The following is an 18,141-nucleotide window of genomic DNA, read 5'->3' on the forward strand; positions in this document are numbered from 1 at the left end:
ATCAGGCTTTACGTACGAATTCGGATTTCAGTTGCATTGCACCGAAACCATCGATCTTGCAATCGATATTGTGATCGCCGTCGACTAAGCGGATATTGCGTACTTTGGTGCCGACTTTCAGTGCAGACGACGCACCTTTGACTTTGAGATCTTTGATCACAACAACGCTGTCACCATCCGCCAGCAGATTGCCGTTGGCATCTTTGACGATCAGCGCGCCGTCATCTGCACTGGTTGCGGCTTCCGCAGCAGGGTTCCATTCATGACCGCATTCCGGGCAGATCAGCAGTGGTGCTTGTTCATAGGTATAGGCCGACTGGCATTGCGGACAAGGTGGGAGGGTAGCGGTGCTCATCTGAAAATTCCGTAAAAACGCTGCAAAAAAACAGCAAACGATGATTGTAACCTGCACCCTTGCAGATTATTCAAAGCGACTTCGCGAAATTTAACGCCATTTTGATATGAAATCAGCTATTGTTCAGAAAACAGAGCAAAAAACAGGAGGAAATATGATAAATCGTTTGCCGTTCGCGAAAGGCGGCCGTCAGGAACACCGCAAATCGCATTTTGAAAAAGAACAGCGCCGTCATGTGCGCGCCCGCTGGATCGGTGTGGAACTGGTACTTGCCGTACTGGTCGCCTACTGGACACTCAGCAGCTGACATGGCATGCCGTCGCTGTCTGCAGCGACAAAGCCGGATAGTCCGGCACTCTCCGGTGAGCTGATAACAAAGCACCGGAAACAATAAAGGGCACCTCCGGTGCCCTTTATCATTGCGTCTGCAGATGCCTGACGATGGATGACGATATCTGAATTACTTCATCATCATACGGATCGAATCCCAGGCACGGCCGAAAATACCTGCCTGATCAACCTGTTCCAGCGACTGCACCGGAAATTCCGCCACGACTTTGCCATCCAGCATCATTTTCATGGTGCCGACTTTGCTGTTCAGCGGTACTGGTGCGACCAGCGGATCTTTGCGTTCCAGCGCCGGTTTCAGATTGGCGGCTGCACCTTTCGGCAGGGTCACGTACAGATCGCGGTCGAAACCGATTTTGACCTGACGCTGTGAGCCTTTCCAGACTTCCGGCGTCGCAATTGCCTGACCTTTGCTGTACAGCTTGACGGTGTCAAAGTTCAGGTAACCCCAGTTCAGCAGTTTCAGGCTTTCCTGCGCGCGCACCTGATCGCTGGCAGTGCCGGTGACTACCGATAACAAACGACGCTGACCAGTGCCGTTCGGGCGGATAGCAGAGGAAATCAGGCAGTAACCCGCAGCCTCGGTATGACCGGTTTTCATGCCATCGACAGTCGGATCGAGGAACAGCAGGCGGTTACGGTTAGGCTGAGTGATTTTGTTATAGGTATAGCTCTTGGTGCTGTAATAGGTTTTGTAATACTCAGGGAAATCGGAAATCAGACGCGATGCCAGCAAAGATAAATCACGTGCGGTCGCATAGTTTTCCGTGCTTGGCAGGCCGTGCGGATTGCCGTAATGGCTGCTCTTCATGCCGATGCGCTGGGCTTCACGGTTCATCTGTGCAACGAAAGCTTCTTCGCTGCCTGCTACGGCTTCCGCCAGCGCCACGGCGGCGTCGTTGCCGGACTGCACGATCAGGCCGTATAACAGTTCATTGATCGTAACCGGTTTGTTCGGCTCAATAAACATTTTAGAACTGCTGGAATCCACTTTCCATGCGCGGGTCGAAACATTGACGCTCTGATTCAGGTCCAGTTTCTTGTCGCGTAATGCGCCGAACACCAGATAGGCAGTCATGATTTTGGTCAGCGAAGCCGGTTCGATACGCAGATCCGGATCTTGTGCTGCGATGACCTGATTACTGGTCACATCCAGTAACAGCCACGATTTAGCGGCAACAGTCGGTGCAGGCAGGGTTTGCGCGACAGCGCTCACAGTGACAAGTGAAGCTGCCACAGCTGCGAGAAATTTCTTCATAGTTTCTTTATAAGTCCAGACAACAAAAAATCTGCATCAGTCCCACAGGCTGGTCACCAGCTGTTTGATATGGTGCAGACGACGATGGAAAAAGTGATCCGCGCCGGGAATTACCGTGACAGGAATTTCCTGCGGGCGCAGCCAGTCAAGTACGGCGCTGAGCGGAATGGTGTCATCCAGCTCGCCGTGGATCAGTATCGTGTTTGCCGGAATCGCCGGCATATCCCATTTACCCGCAGCAGCGCCGATCAGTACCAGACGGTCTGCCGGGCGGTTCTGTTCCTGCAAACGCAATTGCAGGCGGCTTTGAACAAAGGTGCCGAACGAAAATCCGGCCAGCGCCAGTGGCAGATCCGGAAAGCGCAGGCGCATCGCATTCAGCAGCAATTCCATATCATCGGTTTCACCAATGCCGGCATCGTAGCTGCCTTCGGTCTGACCGACGCCACGGAAATTCATACGCACCGCTGCATAACCGAGGCCGGTAAAGGTACGGGCCAGTGTCTGCGCGACTTTGTTATCCATGGTGCCGCCGTACAGCGGATGCGGATGTGCGACCAGCGCCAGACCGCGCGGTGCGCCCTGTGTATCGGGATCAGGCAGATCAATCGCGCACTGCAGTTTGCCGACTGCGCCATCGATCATCAGGTATTCAGTTTGTGCATTCATAACAAAAATTCTTTTTGCCGCCGGTCTGGCAGGCTGATCATCAGGTATTCGGTAACTTCAGACGTTCGACCACACCGCCGCCTACCAGATCGACGTCAATAATTTCATCGATATCCGACTGATCGACCCAGGTGTACCAGGTACCTTCCGGATACACCACCATCACCGGACCTTCTTCGCAGCGGTCCAGACATCCGGCTTTATTAATACGGATTTTGCCCTGACCGTTCATATCCATTTGTTTGATGCGGCGCTTTGCATGTTCCTGCGCTGCCTGCGCACCGCGCTCTGCGCAGCACGGGCGGCCGTCTTCACGCTGGTTCATACAAAAGAAAACATGTTTGCGAAAATACAGGGTATCGGACATGATGGTCCTTTCAAATCGGGGTTACGCGAAAGGCTGCTATGATACTTCATCCGGCTGCCGGATACGCGGGCGCGTCAGCACTGCCCACAATGCCAGCACTGGCCAGAACAGACTCAGCGCAGCGGCAGCGCCGTTGAAATTCAGAAATTTTCCCGGTTCCCAGCTTTGCAGCGTCACACTGAAATACGGATTGTCGGGCAGCATGTTCAGAATGAACAGATTGATACTCAACAGCAGGAAAGTCAGGCGTTGCTGTACCACCAGCGGCGCATAGGAAAAGCCATACAGCATCAGTAAAGCAATCAGCAAACCACCGCGTGCGCCCGGTGTCAGCCAGCTGAATGCAGCATCCTGACCGAAAAACAAAACGGCTGCAGTCGATTTTGCAGCAAGGCCGATAGCTAGTAGTAATGCGGCGATCGCACTTTTCGGAGCCCGTTTGGTCAGGACGGACAGACAAAACATCAGCGCGGCGCTGGCACCGCTGGCGGTAATCAGTGTCTCTGCTAATAGATAATCGTCCGCGCTCAGATCAATTCCGTGTAACAGCCAGACGCTCAGATCAATATCCATTTCCAGCCAGTCGGACACATGCTGCGAAATGACCGCGAGCCAGCCACCGAGACCGAACAGATAAGCCTGCGGTGAAATCTGTGCCAGTGGCCATAAACCAATCAGCACCAGATCCCGGCTGCTGCCCGGTAAGGCCCATTCCCTGCGCAGCAAACGCAGACGCCCTTTTTCCAGCAAAGGAACTGTCAGCCAGATGCCAATGACGGCACCAATCGTGCTGCCTGCGGAATTGGTCAGAAAATCCAGCAGTGAGGTGACGCGGCTGGGAAGGAAAAACTGCACCAGCTCCGCAGTCGCAGAAAGCAGAGCGCCGCACAGCGAAGCGAAGATGAACGCTTTCCAGCGGCGCAGATACGGATACACCGAAAACGTCAGCAAAATACCCAGCGGTATATAGCCGATCACATTGGTGATTGCGTCAAACATTGTCCAGTAGCGCGGCCACTGACGAATCACATCCGGAAGTGCAGACAGGCTGTTGGCTTGCCAGCCGCTGAATGGAAACCAGCTGGCGTACAGAATGATGGCGATATATGCCAGCAGACTGATCCGCGCGAAAGGCGAACTTGGAAACGGGTTTTGCATGCGCCGGTTATGGTGTGTTTTGTCCTGCAGAGCGGATCAGTTGCCAGACGGTTTCGATCAGCTGGTCAGCAGTTTTCTGTGCAGCCAGTACGCCGCTTGCTGCATCGCTGCCTGCTGCCTGCTGCAGGCTGAACACACGAATCATCGCCGGTTTTCCGGGTGTCTGAACCAGAATTCTGCCACTGAGCACGAAAACACTCTGACTGGCGCTGCTGAAATGCTGAGCTGCCTCATCCAGTTCTATCTGTACCTGCGGCAGTGTCAGTTCGCCACTGCTTCTTTGCAAAACCCGGCCACCATGCTGTGCGGTCAGTTGTTTCAGCCGTAGGCTGAGCAGTTCTGCCGGCGTGCTGGTCCAGCGCGCGAAGGCAAAAGCTTTTAATTGCTGTGGCTGATCATATAAGCGGTACCACATGGCAGTCGATTCCAGTGCGCTGCTGCTGCGGATGTCGCTCAGTAAAAAAGACGGCGCTGCGGTGTTGGTCATGCCAGCAGAAAGCGCAGGTCCCAGATCGTAGGCTGCTTTACTGACAACCGGTTGCGTACTCTGGCATGCACTCAGTAAGAATATGGCGGATAACAGCAGAGATTTCATGAAACGGGATCTGCAGGCAAATAAACGGACAGTAGACATGTCAGCTCGCAAGGTTATGGTTTCTGGGAACTGGCCGGAGCAACAAAACCCGGTTCGCCGGGGCCGGGTAACGGCGCTTTGTTACCGAACAGCAGACTTTGCGGGCGTTCGCGTAATTGCTCGGCGGTTTGTCCTACTGATCGCAAACTGGTACGTGCATCCTGACTCAGCTGGTTCAGGCGCGGCAGCGTTTCGGATTGCAGGTTCTGATTCAACAGATCAACCGTTTGTGAGAAACGGAACAGCGGGCTGTCTTTGGACTGCAATTGCAGTGTTAATGTGTTCAGATTGCCACTCAGCTGCGTCGCCTGGGTGGACAGTTGTTCCATACCATGCAGAGTGTTTTTTGCCTGATGGAGTACATCCGGTAATTGCTTTAATCCCGGCTCCAGCCGGGCGGGAATCTGGCTCCATTGTTCCGCAGCTTTGCCCGCCATTTCCACTGTGTGCATCAGTTTTTGCTGGTTTTCCGGAGCAAGAAGCTGGTTCAGGCGTCGCGTCAGTTCCTCTGCCTGTGACAGGATCGCCATACCGCGTTGCTCCAGATTTTGTAATGCCCCCGGTCGCATAGGAATACGTGTGATGCCCCCGTCGCTGCCGGACAGCGCACGACCCGCAGCGGGGTGCTTTTCGTCTTCATCCAGCTGAACAAATGCAATGCCGGTAACGCCCTGATAACCCAGTGTGGCAAACGTGGCGCCGGTGACTGGTGTATCCGGCATGACTTCCAGACGCAGGATAATTTGCCCGGGTTGTGCCGGATCGAAATCAATGTCTGTCACATTGCCGACTTTAATGCCTTTGTAACGTACAGCTGCCTGTAAATTCAGTCCGGAAACGGCCTGGCGGGTAACGATTTCATACGGGACGCGCTGAATTTTGTCGCGGCCCAGCCAGATTGCCAGCAAGACTGCCAGTGCAATCAGGGTCACAGTAAAAACACCTGCAATCAGCGCATGTGAGCGGTTTTCCATTTTGTTCCTAGCGTTTTTCAGGGAGAGCTTCCATCGCCCGGCGACCGCGGCCACCGAGGAAAAAGCCATCAATAAACGGATGTGGATAACGAATCACTTCTTCCGGTGTGCCGATCACCAGCACTTTCTTTTCTGCCAGCACGGCAATACGGTGTGAGAGGGCAAACAGACTGTCAAGATCATGCGTCACCATGATGACGGTCAGTTTCAGCTGTGCGTGCAGTGACTGTATCAGTTCGACAAAGCTGTCAGAACGGTCAGGATCGAGACCTGCTGTCGGCTCATCCAGAAACAGCAGTTCAGGATCGAGTGCCAGTGCACGTGCCAGCGCGACACGCTTGACCATGCCGCCTGAAAGGTCAGATGGCATTTTCCGCGCATGTTCGAGTCCGATATTCACCATTTGCAATTTCAGGTACACCATATCCCGGATCAGATCTTCCGGCAGTTTGCCCAGTTCCCGGAGTGGTTGTGCGACATTGTCGTAAACAGTCAGTGCCGAATACAGTGCGCCATGCTGGAACAGCATCCCTGACCGCTGGCGCAGGTAATGCAAATGGTCGCTGTCACCGCGGTGCAAATCATCGCCAAAGATATGAATTTTTCCGCGTGCCGGTGTTTCCAGTCCCAGCATCTGTCGCATCAGCACGGTTTTTCCCGTACCCGAGCCACCAACAACCGACAGAATTTCGCCACGTCTGACCTGTAATTCGAGCTGGTCATGCACAACAATGCGGCCGAACTGTGTTCTTAAGCCCTGAATATCGATCAGAATTTCGCTGTTTTGCGCCATCAGTAGCCAACCTTGCTGAAAATAATGGCGAAAATCGCATCCGCAATGATGACGAGTGTGATCGCGCTGACGACGGAGCTGGTGGTTCCCTTGCCGAGACTTTCTGTGTTGGGCTCGATACGTAAACCAAAATGACAGGCAATCAGCGCAATCAGTATCCCGAACGTGACACCTTTCAGCAGACCGATCCAGTAGTTCAGAATAGGAACCGCCTCTGGTAATTTATAGATAAAAAACTCAGGCGTCATACCCAGCAGGGCTTGTGCGGAGATCATTCCGCCTGCCAGCGCCATCAGATCGGTCCAGATCACGATTAATGGCATTGCAATTGCCAGTGCAAGTACTTTAGGCATAATCAGCCGGAAGCCATGCGGAATTCCCATGACACGCATTGCATCGAGCTCTTCCGTGACCCGCATCACGCCAAGTTGCGCGGTAATCGCAGAGCCTGAGCGCCCGGCAACAAGAATCGCCGCCAGCATAGGTCCCAGCTCACGGATAATACTCATTCCGAGAATATTAACGATAAATAAATCACCGCCGAAAGTACGTAATTGTTGTGCGGACAAGTAAGACAATACGATGCCGATCAGTATCCCGACCAGCGCTGTAATTCCCATTGCCTGCGCACCCATGCGATAAACATTGGCAGATATTTCTTTCCACGGGCCACGCAGGGGATGGCGGATAAACTGCATCAGATCAAGTACCAGCTGCCCAAGCAGTACCGCCATGTCGCCGGCATGGTGAAAAAATGTGATAACCCCGCTGCCCAGCTGCATTAACGGTGTGAGTCTGGCTTTGACGGGAGGCGGGTATTGATCCGGATGTAACTGTGACAGGCGCCGGAACAAGCCTTCATGCTGTTCCGTGCAAAGCAGTTGTTGCGGTAACGTTCTTCCCCAGCTACGCCATAAAAGCTGCGCGCCGAGATGGTCAAGTCCTGTTAACTGGCGTAAATCCCAGATGCGTCCTGGTTGCTGTTGCAGATTATTCAGCGTCTTCTGAAGCTCATCCAGCCTGTGCGCTTTTGCAAGCCGGTGAGCAATCCACGCTCCCTGCAGAATAATGCGTTCGGGAGCGTCGGGGCAGCAATTCAGAGTCGGTTCAGATTCAGTCAGCATGGCCTGAGTGTAAGTCAGAGTTTCAAGTATGCCAATCGGTTCAGCGTTTTTTCTTTACCGGCTTATCGCGATTCGCGATGACTTCCCGGCAATCGCCGCGCAGGCTTGCATTGTCATAATCTGTCCATCCGTAACTGTCTACATAACGTATGTGCGGACGCCAGGCGGCGCTGACAAAACTACGGCTCAGATTTTCATCCGGATAACGTATTTCAGCCATGTCCAGCAGCGTGTGAAACACATTTTCAGTGCTTAAGCGCGCGGTTCTGTGGCGATGTAACTGCTTGATTTTTTCCGGAAATTGATCAGCATACAGGTCGGAATACCAGACAAAGGCGGGAATGTGAAATTCGTACTGCGTATTGTGTCCATGGAATGCGAGGTTGCAACTGTCGTCGTAAAGCGTTTGCCCGTGATCTGCAACGTACATCATCGACACAGGTATAGTCACACCCTTTAGGCGTTGAATCACCTCTGAAAGAAACCAGTCGGTATAAAGGACAGAATTGTCATAGCTGTTATTGAGCGCGTCTTTATTACGCAAGTCGGTGTATGCGGGATTGCTGACACCGAACAGCGATGGTTTCCAGTGATCAAAAGATGCCGGATAGCGGTGGCTGTAATTCCAGTGATTTCCAAGTGTGTGCAGGACAATCAGTTTTTTCTGCGCAGGATCGTTCAGGGCGTTTTGTAACGGAGGAAGCAGCACTTCATCCAGATTTGACTGATTGGTATATCCGCCAAGATTCAGGAATTGAGTAACGTCGGCTTCTTTTGCAAAGACAGATGTTGGCGTGTCAAACTGTCCGAAACTCATTTGGTTAGAAATCCAGTAGGTTTTAAAACCGGCTTCACGATAGGCAGATAAAAAAGACTTTTCCGCAAAGCCAGCCTGCAATCCTTGTGCTGCTGGTTTGCGCGACACGATGATGGGCACGGATAAACGGGTTGCGGAAACGGCGGTAATCATATCTGTCAGCGGAACCAGATTTTCCATTGCAGAAAGATTGGGTGTCGTGTCCCGTTCGTAGCCGTTCAGCCCCCAGCGGTCAAAACGTGACGATTCACCTATGACCATGATGACCAGCTGCGGTTCATCTTTCGATAATGCCGCGCGCGCACCGAAAGTAAAGTTGCGGCTTTTTTCGCTGAGCTGTTCCAGATACATTCGTTCGTTCCAGAAATCAATGCCACGCAATATCAGCCCGAACGGCCAGCTACGCATAGCTAACTCATCATCAAAAGGTGGCCGTGCCCAGCCAGGTAATGGGCCGGTCTTTTTGCTCAGCCAGTTTCGTATCACTTCCAGTTGCACCTGACTGAATGCGTGCGCGCTGACAGATGCTGAGCTTCCTGAACCAGCTTGTACGCCAACTCTGTACCCATATTGAAAAATAAATAATGGCAGTAACGCGAGCGCCAGTGCAGGCCAGCGACTCCAGTGTCGCCAAGGGAGCCATTCAAGGGCTTTTATCTGACGCCACAGGAAATACCAGAAGCCAGTGAGCATTAGCAGGCCCGCGCCTGCCAGCCATAATTTGCTTCCCAGAAACTCAGCTGCTTCGCGCGGACTGGTTTCCGCAATAATCCCGAGATGATGTGTAGAGATTCCCTGGCCATAAAATTGCCGAAGATAAATCTCGACAGGCAGCAGCAATACAGCAGGCAGCATGACCCAGTGCAGCCAGCGTAGTGATCCGGTCATGGCCCACATGCCTACCCAACTGATAGCGGTCAGAGACATCAGCAATACAGATTGATCCGGCGCTTGTCCGTTCAATAAACTGAGCCACGGAACCGTTGATAGCAACGCATAACAAAATGCAACTAGCCATAGCTTCGGTGAGCGTAGATTGGAATGTGGCATGAGACTTCGGGGGGCAGCGGACGGACGATCAAAGCCCGTCAATATATAGCAATTCAAATACTTACAACAGCTTCCGTCATGGTATGACTGATCGTTATGCCTTGATTTTCGCTATGTTTTTTCTATCCTGAGAGCCTGACATGCGCACCGATTCGCTCATAAACCCGGGCGCGATTTTCATTGACACGCTTGCGAAAAGCGACTTAGAATTGCGAGTTCTCGATTTTGGGTTTGTGTTTTTTCGCTTATTTCTTCCGGTTGTTTTCAGGAAAAATTGCTCAGAAAGCAGGCAACAGTCGGGAGCATCCGTGAGGTTTTCCGGATGGTGAAATTTTCTGAGTGCCCGGGCAACCGTTTCCGGGCTTGTGTTTAACGTTGTATTTTGTTGGATTTAAAACGATGCCAACCATCAATCAACTGATTCGCCAGCCACGCGTTTCCGCCGTGACTAAGAGCAAATCGCCGGCGCTGGAAAACAGCCCGCAAAAACGTGGCGTATGTACACGTGTTTATACGACAACTCCTAAGAAGCCTAACTCGGCTTTGCGTAAAGTTGCCAAAGTACGTCTGACCAACGGTTTCGAAGTTATTTCGTATATCGGTGGTGAAGGCCATAACCTGCAAGAACATAGCGTCGTACTGATCCGCGGCGGCCGTGTAAAAGATTTGCCGGGTGTGCGTTACCACATGGTTCGCGGTGCTCTGGATACTCAAGGCGTTAAAGACCGTAAACAAGCTCGCTCCAAATACGGTGCGAAGCGTGCTAAGGCTGCTAAGAAGTAATCTCCCGCAATGGCGTCATTTAGTCGTCATTAATTAAAGTTATATTCTGTAGATTTCAGTGGTCGATCCGGAATGGGTCGAGTAAGTGACAAACTATGATGGTTTGTCGCGAGCAGGAATGAGTTGTTATTCTGTGCTCAACTGAAGAATGAAAGGAATTGAAATGCCACGTCGTCGTGAAGTCCCGAAACGGGACATTCTGCCGGATCCAAAATTCGGCAATGTAGAAGTTGCAAAATTTGTTAACGTACTGATGCTGTCCGGTAAAAAATCTGTTGCCGAAAACATCATTTACGGTGCGTTCGATCACATCCAGCAAAAAACTGGTAAAGATCCACTGGAAGTTTTTGCTCAGGCTGTGAGCAATGCTAAACCAATCGTTGAAGTTAAATCCCGCCGCGTTGGTGGTGCTAACTACCAGGTTCCTGTAGAAGTGCGTCCAGTTCGTCGTCTGGCCCTGTCTATGCGCTGGTTGCGTGAAGCCGCTAATAAGCGTAGCGAAAAATCCATGCCGCAGCGTCTCGCAGGTGAGTTGCTCGAAGCTGCTGAAGGCCGTGGTGGTGCGATGAAGAAACGTGATGAAGTTCACCGCATGGCAGAAGCGAATAAAGCATTCTCTCATTTCCGCTTCTGATTGTAGTATGAGAGCCGGGCTGATGTGGATCAACGCATTAGCTCGTGTGTGCATGTTGAATCAAGCCGGGCGCAATTTTTGTAAAAAAGTCGCGCTCGGTTTTGTACATTAAACGAATTAGGACTAATTATGGCCCGCAAGACTCCTATTGAGCGCTACCGTAATATCGGTATCTCCGCTCACATTGATGCTGGTAAGACAACCACTACTGAACGCGTACTGTTTTACACAGGCGTAAATCACAAAATTGGTGAAGTTCATGATGGCGCGGCAACCATGGACTGGATGGAGCAAGAGCAAGAGCGTGGTATTACTATTACCTCTGCTGCTACTACCTGTCACTGGAAAGGTATGGCAAACAACTTCCCTGAGCACCGTATCAATATTATTGATACTCCGGGCCACGTTGACTTCACTATCGAAGTTGAGCGCTCTATGCGTGTTCTGGACGGTGCTTGCATGGTTTACTGTGCAGTGGGTGGTGTGCAGCCTCAGTCCGAAACAGTTTGGCGTCAGGCTAACAAATACAAAGTTCCACGTCTAGCTTTTGTTAACAAGATGGATCGTACCGGCGCAAACTTCTTCAAAGTTTACGACCAGATGCGTGCTCGTCTGAAAGCAAACCCAATCGCAATCCAAATCCCGATCGGCGCAGAAGAAAACTTCCTGGGCGTTGTTGATCTGGTCAAAATGAAAGCGATCATCTGGGATGATGCAAGTCAGGGTATGAAATTTGACTACCGTGATATCCCTGCTGAACTGGTTGATCAGGCCAACGAATGGCGTGAGAAAATGGTTGAAGCAGCTGCTGAAGCCAGTGAAGAACTGATGAACAAATACCTCGAAGAAGGTGATTTGTCTGAAGAAGAAATCAAGAAAGCGCTGCGTCAGCGTACCATCGCTTCTGAAATCGTTCCGATGATGTGCGGTACTGCATTCAAAAACAAAGGCGTACAGGCAATGCTGGACGCGGTTATTGAATACCTGCCATCCCCAGTGGATATTCCACCGGTTGCTGGTACCGATGAAGACGATCAGCCAGTAACACGTAAAGCTGCCGACGATGAGAAATTCTCTGCGCTGGCATTCAAGATCATGACTGATCCGTTTGTTGGTCAGCTGATTTTCTTCCGTGTTTACTCCGGTACTATTAATTCCGGCGACACAGTTTACAACCCGATCAAAGGCAAAAAAGAGCGTCTGGGTCGTATTCTGCAGATGCACGCAAATCAGCGTGAAGAAATCAAAGAAGTTCGTGCTGGTGATATCGCTGCTGCGGTTGGTCTGAAAGATGCAACTACCGGTGAAACCCTGTGTGATCCGACTTCTATCATCACTCTGGAAAAAATGGTTTTCCCTGAGCCAGTTATTCAACAGGCCGTTGAACCAAAAACCAAAGCTGACCAGGAAAAAATGGGTCTGGCACTGAATCGTCTGGCACAGGAAGATCCTTCTTTCCGTGTTAAAACTGACGAAGAATCCGGTCAGACTATCATCGGCGGTATGGGTGAGTTGCATCTGGAAATTATCGTTGATCGTATGAAGCGTGAATTTAACGTTGAAGCGACAGTCGGTAAGCCACAGGTTGCATACCGTGAAACTATTCGTAAAACTTGCGAAGAAGTTGAAGGTAAGTTTGTTAAGCAGTCCGGTGGTCGCGGTCAGTACGGTCACGTTGTTCTGAAGATCGAGCCGCAAGAACCGGGTAAAGGTTTTGAATTCGTTGACGCGATCAAAGGTGGTACGGTTCCGCGTGAATACATCCCTGCGGTTGAGAAGGGTGTTATCGAAACGTTGAGTAATGGTGTGTTGGCAGGCTACCCTGTGGTAGACGTTAAAGTTACACTGTTCTTTGGTTCTTACCACGATGTTGACTCCAACGAAAACGCGTTCCGTATGGCGGCTTCGATGGCGTTCAAAGACGGTTGCCGTAAAGCGTCTCCGGTTATTCTGGAGCCGATGATGGCAGTAGAAGTTGAAACACCAGAAGATTATGCTGGTACGGTAATGGGTGATTTGTCCTCCCGTCGTGGTATGGTTCAGGGTATGGATGAAATTCCAGGTGGTGGTGGTAAGATCATTAAGGCTGAAGTGCCGCTGTCTGAAATGTTTGGTTATTCCACATCTCTGCGTTCCGCAACTCAAGGTCGCGCTACGTACACAATGGAATTCAAACATTACTCCGAAGCACCTAAAAATGTGATCGACGCAATCGTCACAGCAAAAGCGAAGTAATCTGTTTCTTGAGATCCCCCGGTGTTGCACCGGGGTTTTTAAGTTTTTAAAATTGTTCTTTCGAAGGAAAATTCAAAATGGCAAAAGGTAAGTTTGAACGTACCAAGCCGCACGTGAACGTCGGTACAATTGGTCACGTTGACCACGGTAAAACTACTCTGACAGCAGCGATCGCAACTGTTCTGTCCGCAAAATTCGGCGGCGAAGCAAAGAAATACGACGAGATCGATGCCGCTCCTGAAGAAAAAGCACGTGGTATTACCATTAACACTGCTCACGTAGAATACGAAACAGCAAACCGCCACTATGCGCACGTTGACTGCCCAGGCCATGCTGACTACGTTAAAAACATGATTACCGGTGCGGCGCAGATGGACGGCGCGATCCTGGTTTGCTCCGCAGCAGACGGTCCTATGCCGCAAACACGTGAGCATATCCTGCTGGCACGTCAGGTTGGCGTTCCATACATCATCGTATTCCTGAACAAATGCGACATGGTGGATGATGAAGAGCTGCTGGAACTGGTTGAAATGGAAGTTCGTGAGTTGTTGTCTAAATACGAATTCCCAGGCGACGATCTGCCGATCGTTCGTGGTTCCGCTAAACTGGCGCTGGAAGGCGACAAAGGCGCGCTGGGTGAAGAAGCAATCATCAAGCTGGCTGAGGCACTGGATTCTTACATCCCTACACCAGAACGCGCAATCGACGGCACATTCTTGATGCCAGTTGAAGACGTATTCTCCATCTCTGGTCGTGGTACTGTTGTTACCGGTCGTGTTGAGCGCGGTATCATCAAAGTCGGCGAAGAGATCGAAATTGTTGGTATCAAAGACACAGTAAAAACAACTTGCACAGGCGTTGAAATGTTCCGCAAACTGCTGGACCAAGGTCAAGCTGGTGACAACGTTGGTGTTCTGCTGCGTGGTACTAAGCGTGAAGACGTTGAGCGTGGTCAGGTTCTGGCTAAACCAGGTTCTATCAAACCACACAGCAACTTCACAGGCGAAATCTACGTTCTGTCGAAAGATGAAGGCGGTCGTCACACACCATTCTTCAACAACTACCGTCCACAGTTCTACTTCCGTACAACTGACGTGACTGGTGCGATCGAGCTGCCAAAAGACAAAGAAATGGTGATGCCAGGTGATAACGTTTCCATCACAGTGAAACTGATCTCCCCAATCGCTATGGAAGAAGGTCTGCGTTTCGCGATCCGTGAAGGCGGTCGTACCGTTGGTGCGGGCGTTGTAGCGAAAATTATCGAGTAATTCTCGTAATTTTGGTGTACACTAAGCGGCTGCCAAAAATTTTGGCAGCCGTTTTTTTACGTTCTTTGTAAAAACGCTGGATTCAAGAATCTAGCACCGTTCTTTATAGGAATAGCAATGTCTACTCAAAATCAAAAAATCCGCATTCGTCTGAAAGCGTTTGATTACAAACTGATCGATCAGTCTGCTTTGGAAATCGTAGAAACAGCCAAGCGTACTGGTGCAGTTGTAAAAGGTCCGGTTCCTCTGCCGACACGTATTCAGCGTTTTGACGTTCTGCGTTCCCCGCACGTTAATAAAACTTCTCGCGATCAGTTTGAAATCCGTACCCATCAGCGTCTGATGGATATCGTTGATCCAACAGATAAAACTGTTGATGCACTGATGAAGCTGGATTTGCCAGCTGGCGTTGACGTCGAAATTAAACTGCAATAATACGGTAACCCTGCATTGTTCTTTTGCGTCAGATGCTTGCTGGTCTGGTGTGAAAATTTCTTGCAAATAAAAAGTTTGCGGGCTACAATGGAGGGCTTAAACGTAGGTCAGCGAAAGCTGACCTATTTGTTTAAGTTTTTTTAAACATCAGCCTCACCCAACCGTAGGTGAGAATGGAGAAAATAATGAGCTTGGGCCTTTTAGGTCGCAAGGTTGGTATGATGCGCATCTTCACAGATGACGGTGATTCTATCCCTGTTACTGTGCTGGACGTATCCAACAACCGCGTGACGCAAGTCAAAACTCCTGAAACAGACGGCTATACTTCTGTTCAGGTAACATTTGGTCAGCGCCGTGCTTCCCGCGTAAATAAAGCGGCTGCCGGTCACCTTGCTAAAGCAGGTGTTGAAGCTGGCGTCGTCTTGAAAGAATTCCGCGTTGATGCTGCTAAGGCTGCTGAGCTGAAGGCAGGTGATGTTGTGCCTGTCGGTCTGTTTGAAGTCGGTCAAAAAGTTGACGTTCAGGGCGTTTCTATTGGTAAAGGCTATGCCGGTACCATTAAACGTTACAACTTCTCTTCTGGTCGCGCAACTCACGGTAACTCCCGTTCCCATAACGTTCCGGGTTCGATCGGTATGGCGCAGGATCCAGGTCGTGTTTTCCCTGGTAAGCGCATGACTGGTCACATGGGTGACGTTAAGTGCACAGTACAAAACCTCGAAATCGCACGTATCGATGCAGAGCGTTCTTTGTTGCTGGTTAAGGGTGCCGTACCAGGCGCAAAAAATGGTCAGGTGGTTGTATCTCCTGCTGTTAAAGTTAAAGCCAAGAAGGGAGCATAATTCATGGAACTGAAGCTCCTGAACGAACAAGGTCAAGCAGCATCTAATGTTGCAGCCTCTGATGCGATCTTCGGTCGCGACTACAATGAAGCCCTGATTCATCAGGTTGTAGTTGCATTCCAAGCGAACGCACGTAGCGGTAACCGCAAACAAAAAGATCGTGAAGAAGTTAAGCACACCACAAAGAAACCGTGGCGTCAAAAAGGTACTGGCCGCGCGCGTGCTGGTATGTCTTCTTCTCCTCTGTGGCGTGGTGGTGGTCGTGCATTCCCGAATTCGCCTGAAGAGAACTTCTCTCACAAAGTTAACAAAAAGATGTATCGTGCAGGTGTCTGCTCGATTCTGTCTCAGCTCGCTCGTGAAGATCGCCTGCAAGTTATCGATAGCATGACCGTTGAGGCTCCGAAGACAAAATTGTTGTCTGCGAAGCTGAAAACAATGGGTTGCTCCGACTCGGTGCTGATTATCACTGAAGATTTCAATGAAAATCTGATGCTGGCTGCACGTAACCTGGCGAACGTGCTGGTTGTAGAGCCGCGTTACGCTGATCCAGTTTCTTTGGTGTTCTACAAAAAAGTACTGATCACCAAACCAGCACTGGCTAAGATTGAGGAGATGCTGGCATGAACGCAGTAGTCAAACATAGCGAAGAACGCCTGATGAAGGTATTGCTGGCTCCTGTTATTTCTGAAAAAGCAACTATGGTTGCTGAAAAGAATGAACAAGTTGTTTTTCTGGTAGCTCCGGATGCAACTAAGCCAGAAATCAAAGCTGCCGTCGAATTGCTGTTCAAAGTACAGGTTCAATCTGTGCAAGTAGCAAATCGCCAAGGTAAACAAAAACGTACCGGTAGATTTGTTGGCCGTCGCAATCACACCAAACGTGCGTTTGTGTGTCTGAAGCCTGGTCAAGAAATCAACTTCACTGAGGAGGCATAATTATGGCACTCGTTAAGATGAAGCCAACCTCACCAGGTCGTCGTGGTATGGTGAAAGTGGTAACGGAAGGTCTGTTTAAAGGTCGTCCATTTGCTGCTTTGTTGGAAAAGAAAACCAAAACTTCCGGCCGTAATAATAACGGTCACATCACTACCCGTCATATCGGTGGTGGTCACAAGCATCATTACCGTGTTGTTGACTTCAAGCGCAACAAAGACGGTATTCCTGCTAAAGTTGAACGTATCGAATACGATCCTAACCGTACTGCGCACATTGCACTGTTGTGCTACGCAGACGGTGAGCGTAAGTACATCATCGCTCCTAAGGGTGTTTCCGTTGGCGATCAGCTGATGAACGGTTCCCAGGCACCTATCAAAGCCGGTAACTGCTTGCCTATCCGCAATATTCCTGTTGGCTCCACTATGCACTGCGTAGAAATGCTGCCGGGTAAAGGTGCTCAGATCGCACGTACAGCAGGTGCTGGCGTTGTTCTGATGGCCCGCGAAGGTACCTACGCGCAGGTTCGTCTGCGTTCCGGTGAAGTTCGCCGTATTCATATCGAATGCCGCGCGACAATCGGTGAAGTAGGTAATGGTGAGCATAACCTGCGTAAGATTGGTAAAGCTGGTGCGATGCGCTGGCGCGGTGTTCGTCCTACCGTTCGCGGTGTGGTCATGAATCCGATCGATCACCCGCACGGTGGTGGTGAAGGTAAAACAGCAGCCGGTCGTCATCCAGTATCTCCATGGGGTCAACAGACTAAAGGTAAGAAGACTCGTCGCAATAAGCGTACTACTTCGATGATCGTCTCTCGCCGTGGTAAGAAATAAGGGATAACACATGACACGTTCATTGAAAAAAGGGCCGTTTTGTGACGCCCACCTGGTGAAGAAAGTCGAAGCTGCGCAAGCTGCTAAAGATAAAAAGCCAATCAAGACCTGGTCCCGTCGTTCGACAATTTTGCCGGACTTTATCGGTTTGACTATTGCGGTTCATAACGGTAAGCAACACGTACCGGTATATGTTTCCGAAAATATGGTTGGTCATAAGCTTGGTGAATTTGCGCTGACGCGCACATTCAAAGGCCATGCAGCCGACAAAAAGGCTAAACGATAAGGACCGATGATGGAAACTAAAGCAATTCTGCGCGGTGTTCGTCTGTCAGAGCAAAAAGGTCGTCTCGTGGCAGATATGATCCGCGGTAAAAAAGTAGATCAGGCACTCAACATCCTGGCTTTCAGCCCGAAAAAAGGTGCTGCAATCATCAAGAAAGTTCTGGAATCCGCAATCGCGAATGCAGAACATAATGACGGCGCAGACATCGACGAACTGAAAGTTAAAACGATTTATGTCGAAAAAGGTGCGATTCTGAAGCGCTTCACAGCACGCGCTAAGGGTCGTGGTGATCGTATCTCTAAACAATCCTGTCACATCTACGTGACTGTTGGTAACTAAGGAG

22 protein-coding genes are annotated in these 18,141 nt (G+C 50.5%); 12 read left to right on the forward strand and 10 right to left on the reverse strand.

All coding sequences use genetic code 11. The features are described from left to right. Window position 1: 1 nt before the first annotated feature. Entirely contained in the window at window positions 2-355 is a 354-nt protein-coding gene (locus KDM89_RS01520) for a zinc ribbon domain-containing protein YjdM (protein ID WP_212686182.1), read from the reverse strand. Window positions 356-509: 154 nt separating this feature from the next. Between KDM89_RS01520 and KDM89_RS01525 the strand changes: the two genes are divergently transcribed. After that, window positions 510-662 carry a hypothetical protein gene (locus KDM89_RS01525; protein WP_212686183.1) on the forward strand — a complete coding sequence of 51 codons (153 nt, stop codon included), beginning with the start codon at window positions 510-512 and terminating at the stop codon, window positions 660-662. Between the two features lie 153 nt (window positions 663-815). Here the strand turns inward: KDM89_RS01525 and KDM89_RS01530 are convergent, their stop codons facing one another. Genes KDM89_RS01530 through KDM89_RS01570 form a run of 9 tightly spaced genes read right to left on the reverse strand, consistent with a single transcriptional unit; the run spans window position 816 to window position 9,424 of the window. Next, entirely contained in the window at window positions 816-1,961 is a 1,146-nt protein-coding gene (locus KDM89_RS01530) for a D-alanyl-D-alanine carboxypeptidase family protein (RefSeq protein WP_212686184.1), read from the reverse strand. 36 nt (window positions 1,962-1,997) lie between these two features. Beyond that, window positions 1,998-2,630: an alpha/beta hydrolase gene (locus tag KDM89_RS01535; RefSeq protein ID WP_212686185.1), complete on the reverse strand. Its 633-nt coding sequence runs from the start codon at window positions 2,628-2,630 to the stop codon at window positions 1,998-2,000. Window positions 2,631-2,670: 40 nt separating this feature from the next. Further along, window positions 2,671-2,997 carry a (2Fe-2S) ferredoxin domain-containing protein gene (locus KDM89_RS01540; RefSeq protein WP_189359079.1) on the reverse strand — a complete coding sequence of 109 codons (327 nt, stop codon included), beginning with the start codon at window positions 2,995-2,997 and terminating at the stop codon, window positions 2,671-2,673. A gap of 36 nt (window positions 2,998-3,033) precedes the next feature. Further along, window positions 3,034-4,155 carry a VanZ family protein gene (locus tag KDM89_RS01545; RefSeq protein WP_212686186.1) on the reverse strand — a complete coding sequence of 374 codons (1,122 nt, stop codon included), beginning with the start codon at window positions 4,153-4,155 and terminating at the stop codon, window positions 3,034-3,036. A gap of 7 nt (window positions 4,156-4,162) precedes the next feature. Next, entirely contained in the window at window positions 4,163-4,750 is a 588-nt protein-coding gene (locus tag KDM89_RS01550) for an ABC-type transport auxiliary lipoprotein family protein (protein WP_212686187.1), read from the reverse strand. A 53-nt stretch (window positions 4,751-4,803) separates the two neighbouring features. Further along, a complete protein-coding gene (locus KDM89_RS01555) occupies window positions 4,804-5,763 on the reverse strand; it encodes an MlaD family protein (protein ID WP_212686188.1) in 960 nt (319 codons plus the stop codon). A 7-nt stretch (window positions 5,764-5,770) separates the two neighbouring features. Further along, on the reverse strand, window positions 5,771-6,556 hold the full coding sequence (locus tag KDM89_RS01560) for an ABC transporter ATP-binding protein (RefSeq protein ID WP_212686189.1): 786 nt from the start codon (window positions 6,554-6,556) through the stop codon (window positions 5,771-5,773). Then, the gene (locus tag KDM89_RS01565) at window positions 6,556-7,680 is read right to left on the reverse strand and encodes an MlaE family ABC transporter permease (RefSeq protein ID WP_212686190.1); all 1,125 of its coding nucleotides are present in this window, start codon (window positions 7,678-7,680) and stop codon (window positions 6,556-6,558) included. Before KDM89_RS01565 ends, KDM89_RS01560 begins: the two co-directional genes overlap by 1 nt. Window positions 7,681-7,720: 40 nt before the next feature. Further along, on the reverse strand, window positions 7,721-9,424 hold the full coding sequence (locus tag KDM89_RS01570) for a phosphoethanolamine transferase (protein WP_230427613.1): 1,704 nt from the start codon (window positions 9,422-9,424) through the stop codon (window positions 7,721-7,723). Window positions 9,425-9,946: 522 nt separating this feature from the next. Between KDM89_RS01570 and rpsL the strand changes: the two genes are divergently transcribed. From rpsL to rplV, 11 genes are all read left to right on the forward strand, one after another. Further along, complete coding sequence (gene rpsL, locus KDM89_RS01575) at window positions 9,947-10,330, forward strand: 30S ribosomal protein S12 (protein ID WP_189359091.1); 384 nt, start codon at window positions 9,947-9,949, stop codon at window positions 10,328-10,330. 163 nt (window positions 10,331-10,493) lie between these two features. Beyond that, on the forward strand, window positions 10,494-10,964 hold the full coding sequence (rpsG, locus tag KDM89_RS01580; RefSeq protein WP_189359093.1) for a 30S ribosomal protein S7: 471 nt from the start codon (window positions 10,494-10,496) through the stop codon (window positions 10,962-10,964). A gap of 129 nt (window positions 10,965-11,093) precedes the next feature. Further along, window positions 11,094-13,199 (forward strand): elongation factor G, encoded by a 2,106-nt coding sequence (gene fusA / locus KDM89_RS01585; RefSeq protein ID WP_212686192.1) that lies wholly within the window; start codon window positions 11,094-11,096, stop codon window positions 13,197-13,199. Window positions 13,200-13,276: 77 nt separating this feature from the next. After that, window positions 13,277-14,467 (forward strand): elongation factor Tu, encoded by a 1,191-nt coding sequence (tuf, locus tag KDM89_RS01590; RefSeq protein ID WP_212686193.1) that lies wholly within the window; start codon window positions 13,277-13,279, stop codon window positions 14,465-14,467. Between the two features lie 117 nt (window positions 14,468-14,584). Next, complete coding sequence (rpsJ, locus tag KDM89_RS01595) at window positions 14,585-14,902, forward strand: 30S ribosomal protein S10 (protein ID WP_110255911.1); 318 nt, start codon at window positions 14,585-14,587, stop codon at window positions 14,900-14,902. A 185-nt stretch (window positions 14,903-15,087) separates the two neighbouring features. After that, window positions 15,088-15,744 carry a 50S ribosomal protein L3 gene (rplC, locus tag KDM89_RS01600; protein WP_189357209.1) on the forward strand — a complete coding sequence of 219 codons (657 nt, stop codon included), beginning with the start codon at window positions 15,088-15,090 and terminating at the stop codon, window positions 15,742-15,744. A 3-nt stretch (window positions 15,745-15,747) separates the two neighbouring features. Continuing rightward, entirely contained in the window at window positions 15,748-16,371 is a 624-nt protein-coding gene (gene rplD / locus KDM89_RS01605; protein WP_212686194.1) for a 50S ribosomal protein L4, read from the forward strand. After that, window positions 16,368-16,682 (forward strand): 50S ribosomal protein L23, encoded by a 315-nt coding sequence (gene rplW, locus KDM89_RS01610; protein ID WP_189357207.1) that lies wholly within the window; start codon window positions 16,368-16,370, stop codon window positions 16,680-16,682. Before rplD ends, rplW begins: the two co-directional genes overlap by 4 nt. A gap of 2 nt (window positions 16,683-16,684) precedes the next feature. Further along, window positions 16,685-17,512, forward strand: coding sequence for a 50S ribosomal protein L2 (gene rplB / locus KDM89_RS01615; RefSeq protein ID WP_189357206.1), 828 nt, complete (start codon window positions 16,685-16,687; stop codon window positions 17,510-17,512). Window positions 17,513-17,522: 10 nt separating this feature from the next. Next, window positions 17,523-17,798 carry a 30S ribosomal protein S19 gene (gene rpsS, locus KDM89_RS01620; protein ID WP_212686195.1) on the forward strand — a complete coding sequence of 92 codons (276 nt, stop codon included), beginning with the start codon at window positions 17,523-17,525 and terminating at the stop codon, window positions 17,796-17,798. Window positions 17,799-17,804: 6 nt separating this feature from the next. Further along, on the forward strand, window positions 17,805-18,137 hold the full coding sequence (rplV, locus tag KDM89_RS01625; protein WP_189357204.1) for a 50S ribosomal protein L22: 333 nt from the start codon (window positions 17,805-17,807) through the stop codon (window positions 18,135-18,137). The last annotated feature ends 4 nt before the right edge of the window (window positions 18,138-18,141 follow it).

It is taken from the genome of Cognatundibacterium luofuense, assembly GCF_018139685.1.
Lineage (GTDB): Bacteria > Pseudomonadota > Gammaproteobacteria > Burkholderiales > Burkholderiaceae_D > Undibacterium > Undibacterium luofuense.

What these genes read in the sequence shown, in the direction of transcription:
- KDM89_RS01520 (WP_212686182.1), bottom strand. Translation starts at nt 355, where the DNA reads ATGAGCACCGCTACCCTCCCACCTTGTCCGCAATGCCAGTCGGCCTAT.
- KDM89_RS01525 (WP_212686183.1), top strand. Translation starts at nt 510, where the DNA reads ATGATAAATCGTTTGCCGTTCGCGAAAGGCGGCCGTCAGGAACACCGC.
- KDM89_RS01530 (WP_212686184.1), bottom strand. Translation starts at nt 1,961, where the DNA reads ATGAAGAAATTTCTCGCAGCTGTGGCAGCTTCACTTGTCACTGTGAGC.
- KDM89_RS01535 (WP_212686185.1), bottom strand. Translation starts at nt 2,630, where the DNA reads ATGAATGCACAAACTGAATACCTGATGATCGATGGCGCAGTCGGCAAA.
- KDM89_RS01540 (WP_189359079.1), bottom strand. Translation starts at nt 2,997, where the DNA reads ATGTCCGATACCCTGTATTTTCGCAAACATGTTTTCTTTTGTATGAAC.
- KDM89_RS01545 (WP_212686186.1), bottom strand. Translation starts at nt 4,155, where the DNA reads ATGCAAAACCCGTTTCCAAGTTCGCCTTTCGCGCGGATCAGTCTGCTG.
- KDM89_RS01550 (WP_212686187.1), bottom strand. Translation starts at nt 4,750, where the DNA reads ATGAAATCTCTGCTGTTATCCGCCATATTCTTACTGAGTGCATGCCAG.
- KDM89_RS01555 (WP_212686188.1), bottom strand. Translation starts at nt 5,763, where the DNA reads ATGGAAAACCGCTCACATGCGCTGATTGCAGGTGTTTTTACTGTGACC.
- KDM89_RS01560 (WP_212686189.1), bottom strand. Translation starts at nt 6,556, where the DNA reads ATGGCGCAAAACAGCGAAATTCTGATCGATATTCAGGGCTTAAGAACA.
- KDM89_RS01565 (WP_212686190.1), bottom strand. Translation starts at nt 7,680, where the DNA reads ATGCTGACTGAATCTGAACCGACTCTGAATTGCTGCCCCGACGCTCCC.
- KDM89_RS01570 (WP_230427613.1), bottom strand. Translation starts at nt 9,424, where the DNA reads ATGTCTCTGACCGCTATCAGTTGGGTAGGCATGTGGGCCATGACCGGA.
- rpsL (WP_189359091.1), top strand. Translation starts at nt 9,947, where the DNA reads ATGCCAACCATCAATCAACTGATTCGCCAGCCACGCGTTTCCGCCGTG.
- rpsG (WP_189359093.1), top strand. Translation starts at nt 10,494, where the DNA reads ATGCCACGTCGTCGTGAAGTCCCGAAACGGGACATTCTGCCGGATCCA.
- fusA (WP_212686192.1), top strand. Translation starts at nt 11,094, where the DNA reads ATGGCCCGCAAGACTCCTATTGAGCGCTACCGTAATATCGGTATCTCC.
- tuf (WP_212686193.1), top strand. Translation starts at nt 13,277, where the DNA reads ATGGCAAAAGGTAAGTTTGAACGTACCAAGCCGCACGTGAACGTCGGT.
- rpsJ (WP_110255911.1), top strand. Translation starts at nt 14,585, where the DNA reads ATGTCTACTCAAAATCAAAAAATCCGCATTCGTCTGAAAGCGTTTGAT.
- rplC (WP_189357209.1), top strand. Translation starts at nt 15,088, where the DNA reads ATGAGCTTGGGCCTTTTAGGTCGCAAGGTTGGTATGATGCGCATCTTC.
- rplD (WP_212686194.1), top strand. Translation starts at nt 15,748, where the DNA reads ATGGAACTGAAGCTCCTGAACGAACAAGGTCAAGCAGCATCTAATGTT.
- rplW (WP_189357207.1), top strand. Translation starts at nt 16,368, where the DNA reads ATGAACGCAGTAGTCAAACATAGCGAAGAACGCCTGATGAAGGTATTG.
- rplB (WP_189357206.1), top strand. Translation starts at nt 16,685, where the DNA reads ATGGCACTCGTTAAGATGAAGCCAACCTCACCAGGTCGTCGTGGTATG.
- rpsS (WP_212686195.1), top strand. Translation starts at nt 17,523, where the DNA reads ATGACACGTTCATTGAAAAAAGGGCCGTTTTGTGACGCCCACCTGGTG.
- rplV (WP_189357204.1), top strand. Translation starts at nt 17,805, where the DNA reads ATGATGGAAACTAAAGCAATTCTGCGCGGTGTTCGTCTGTCAGAGCAA.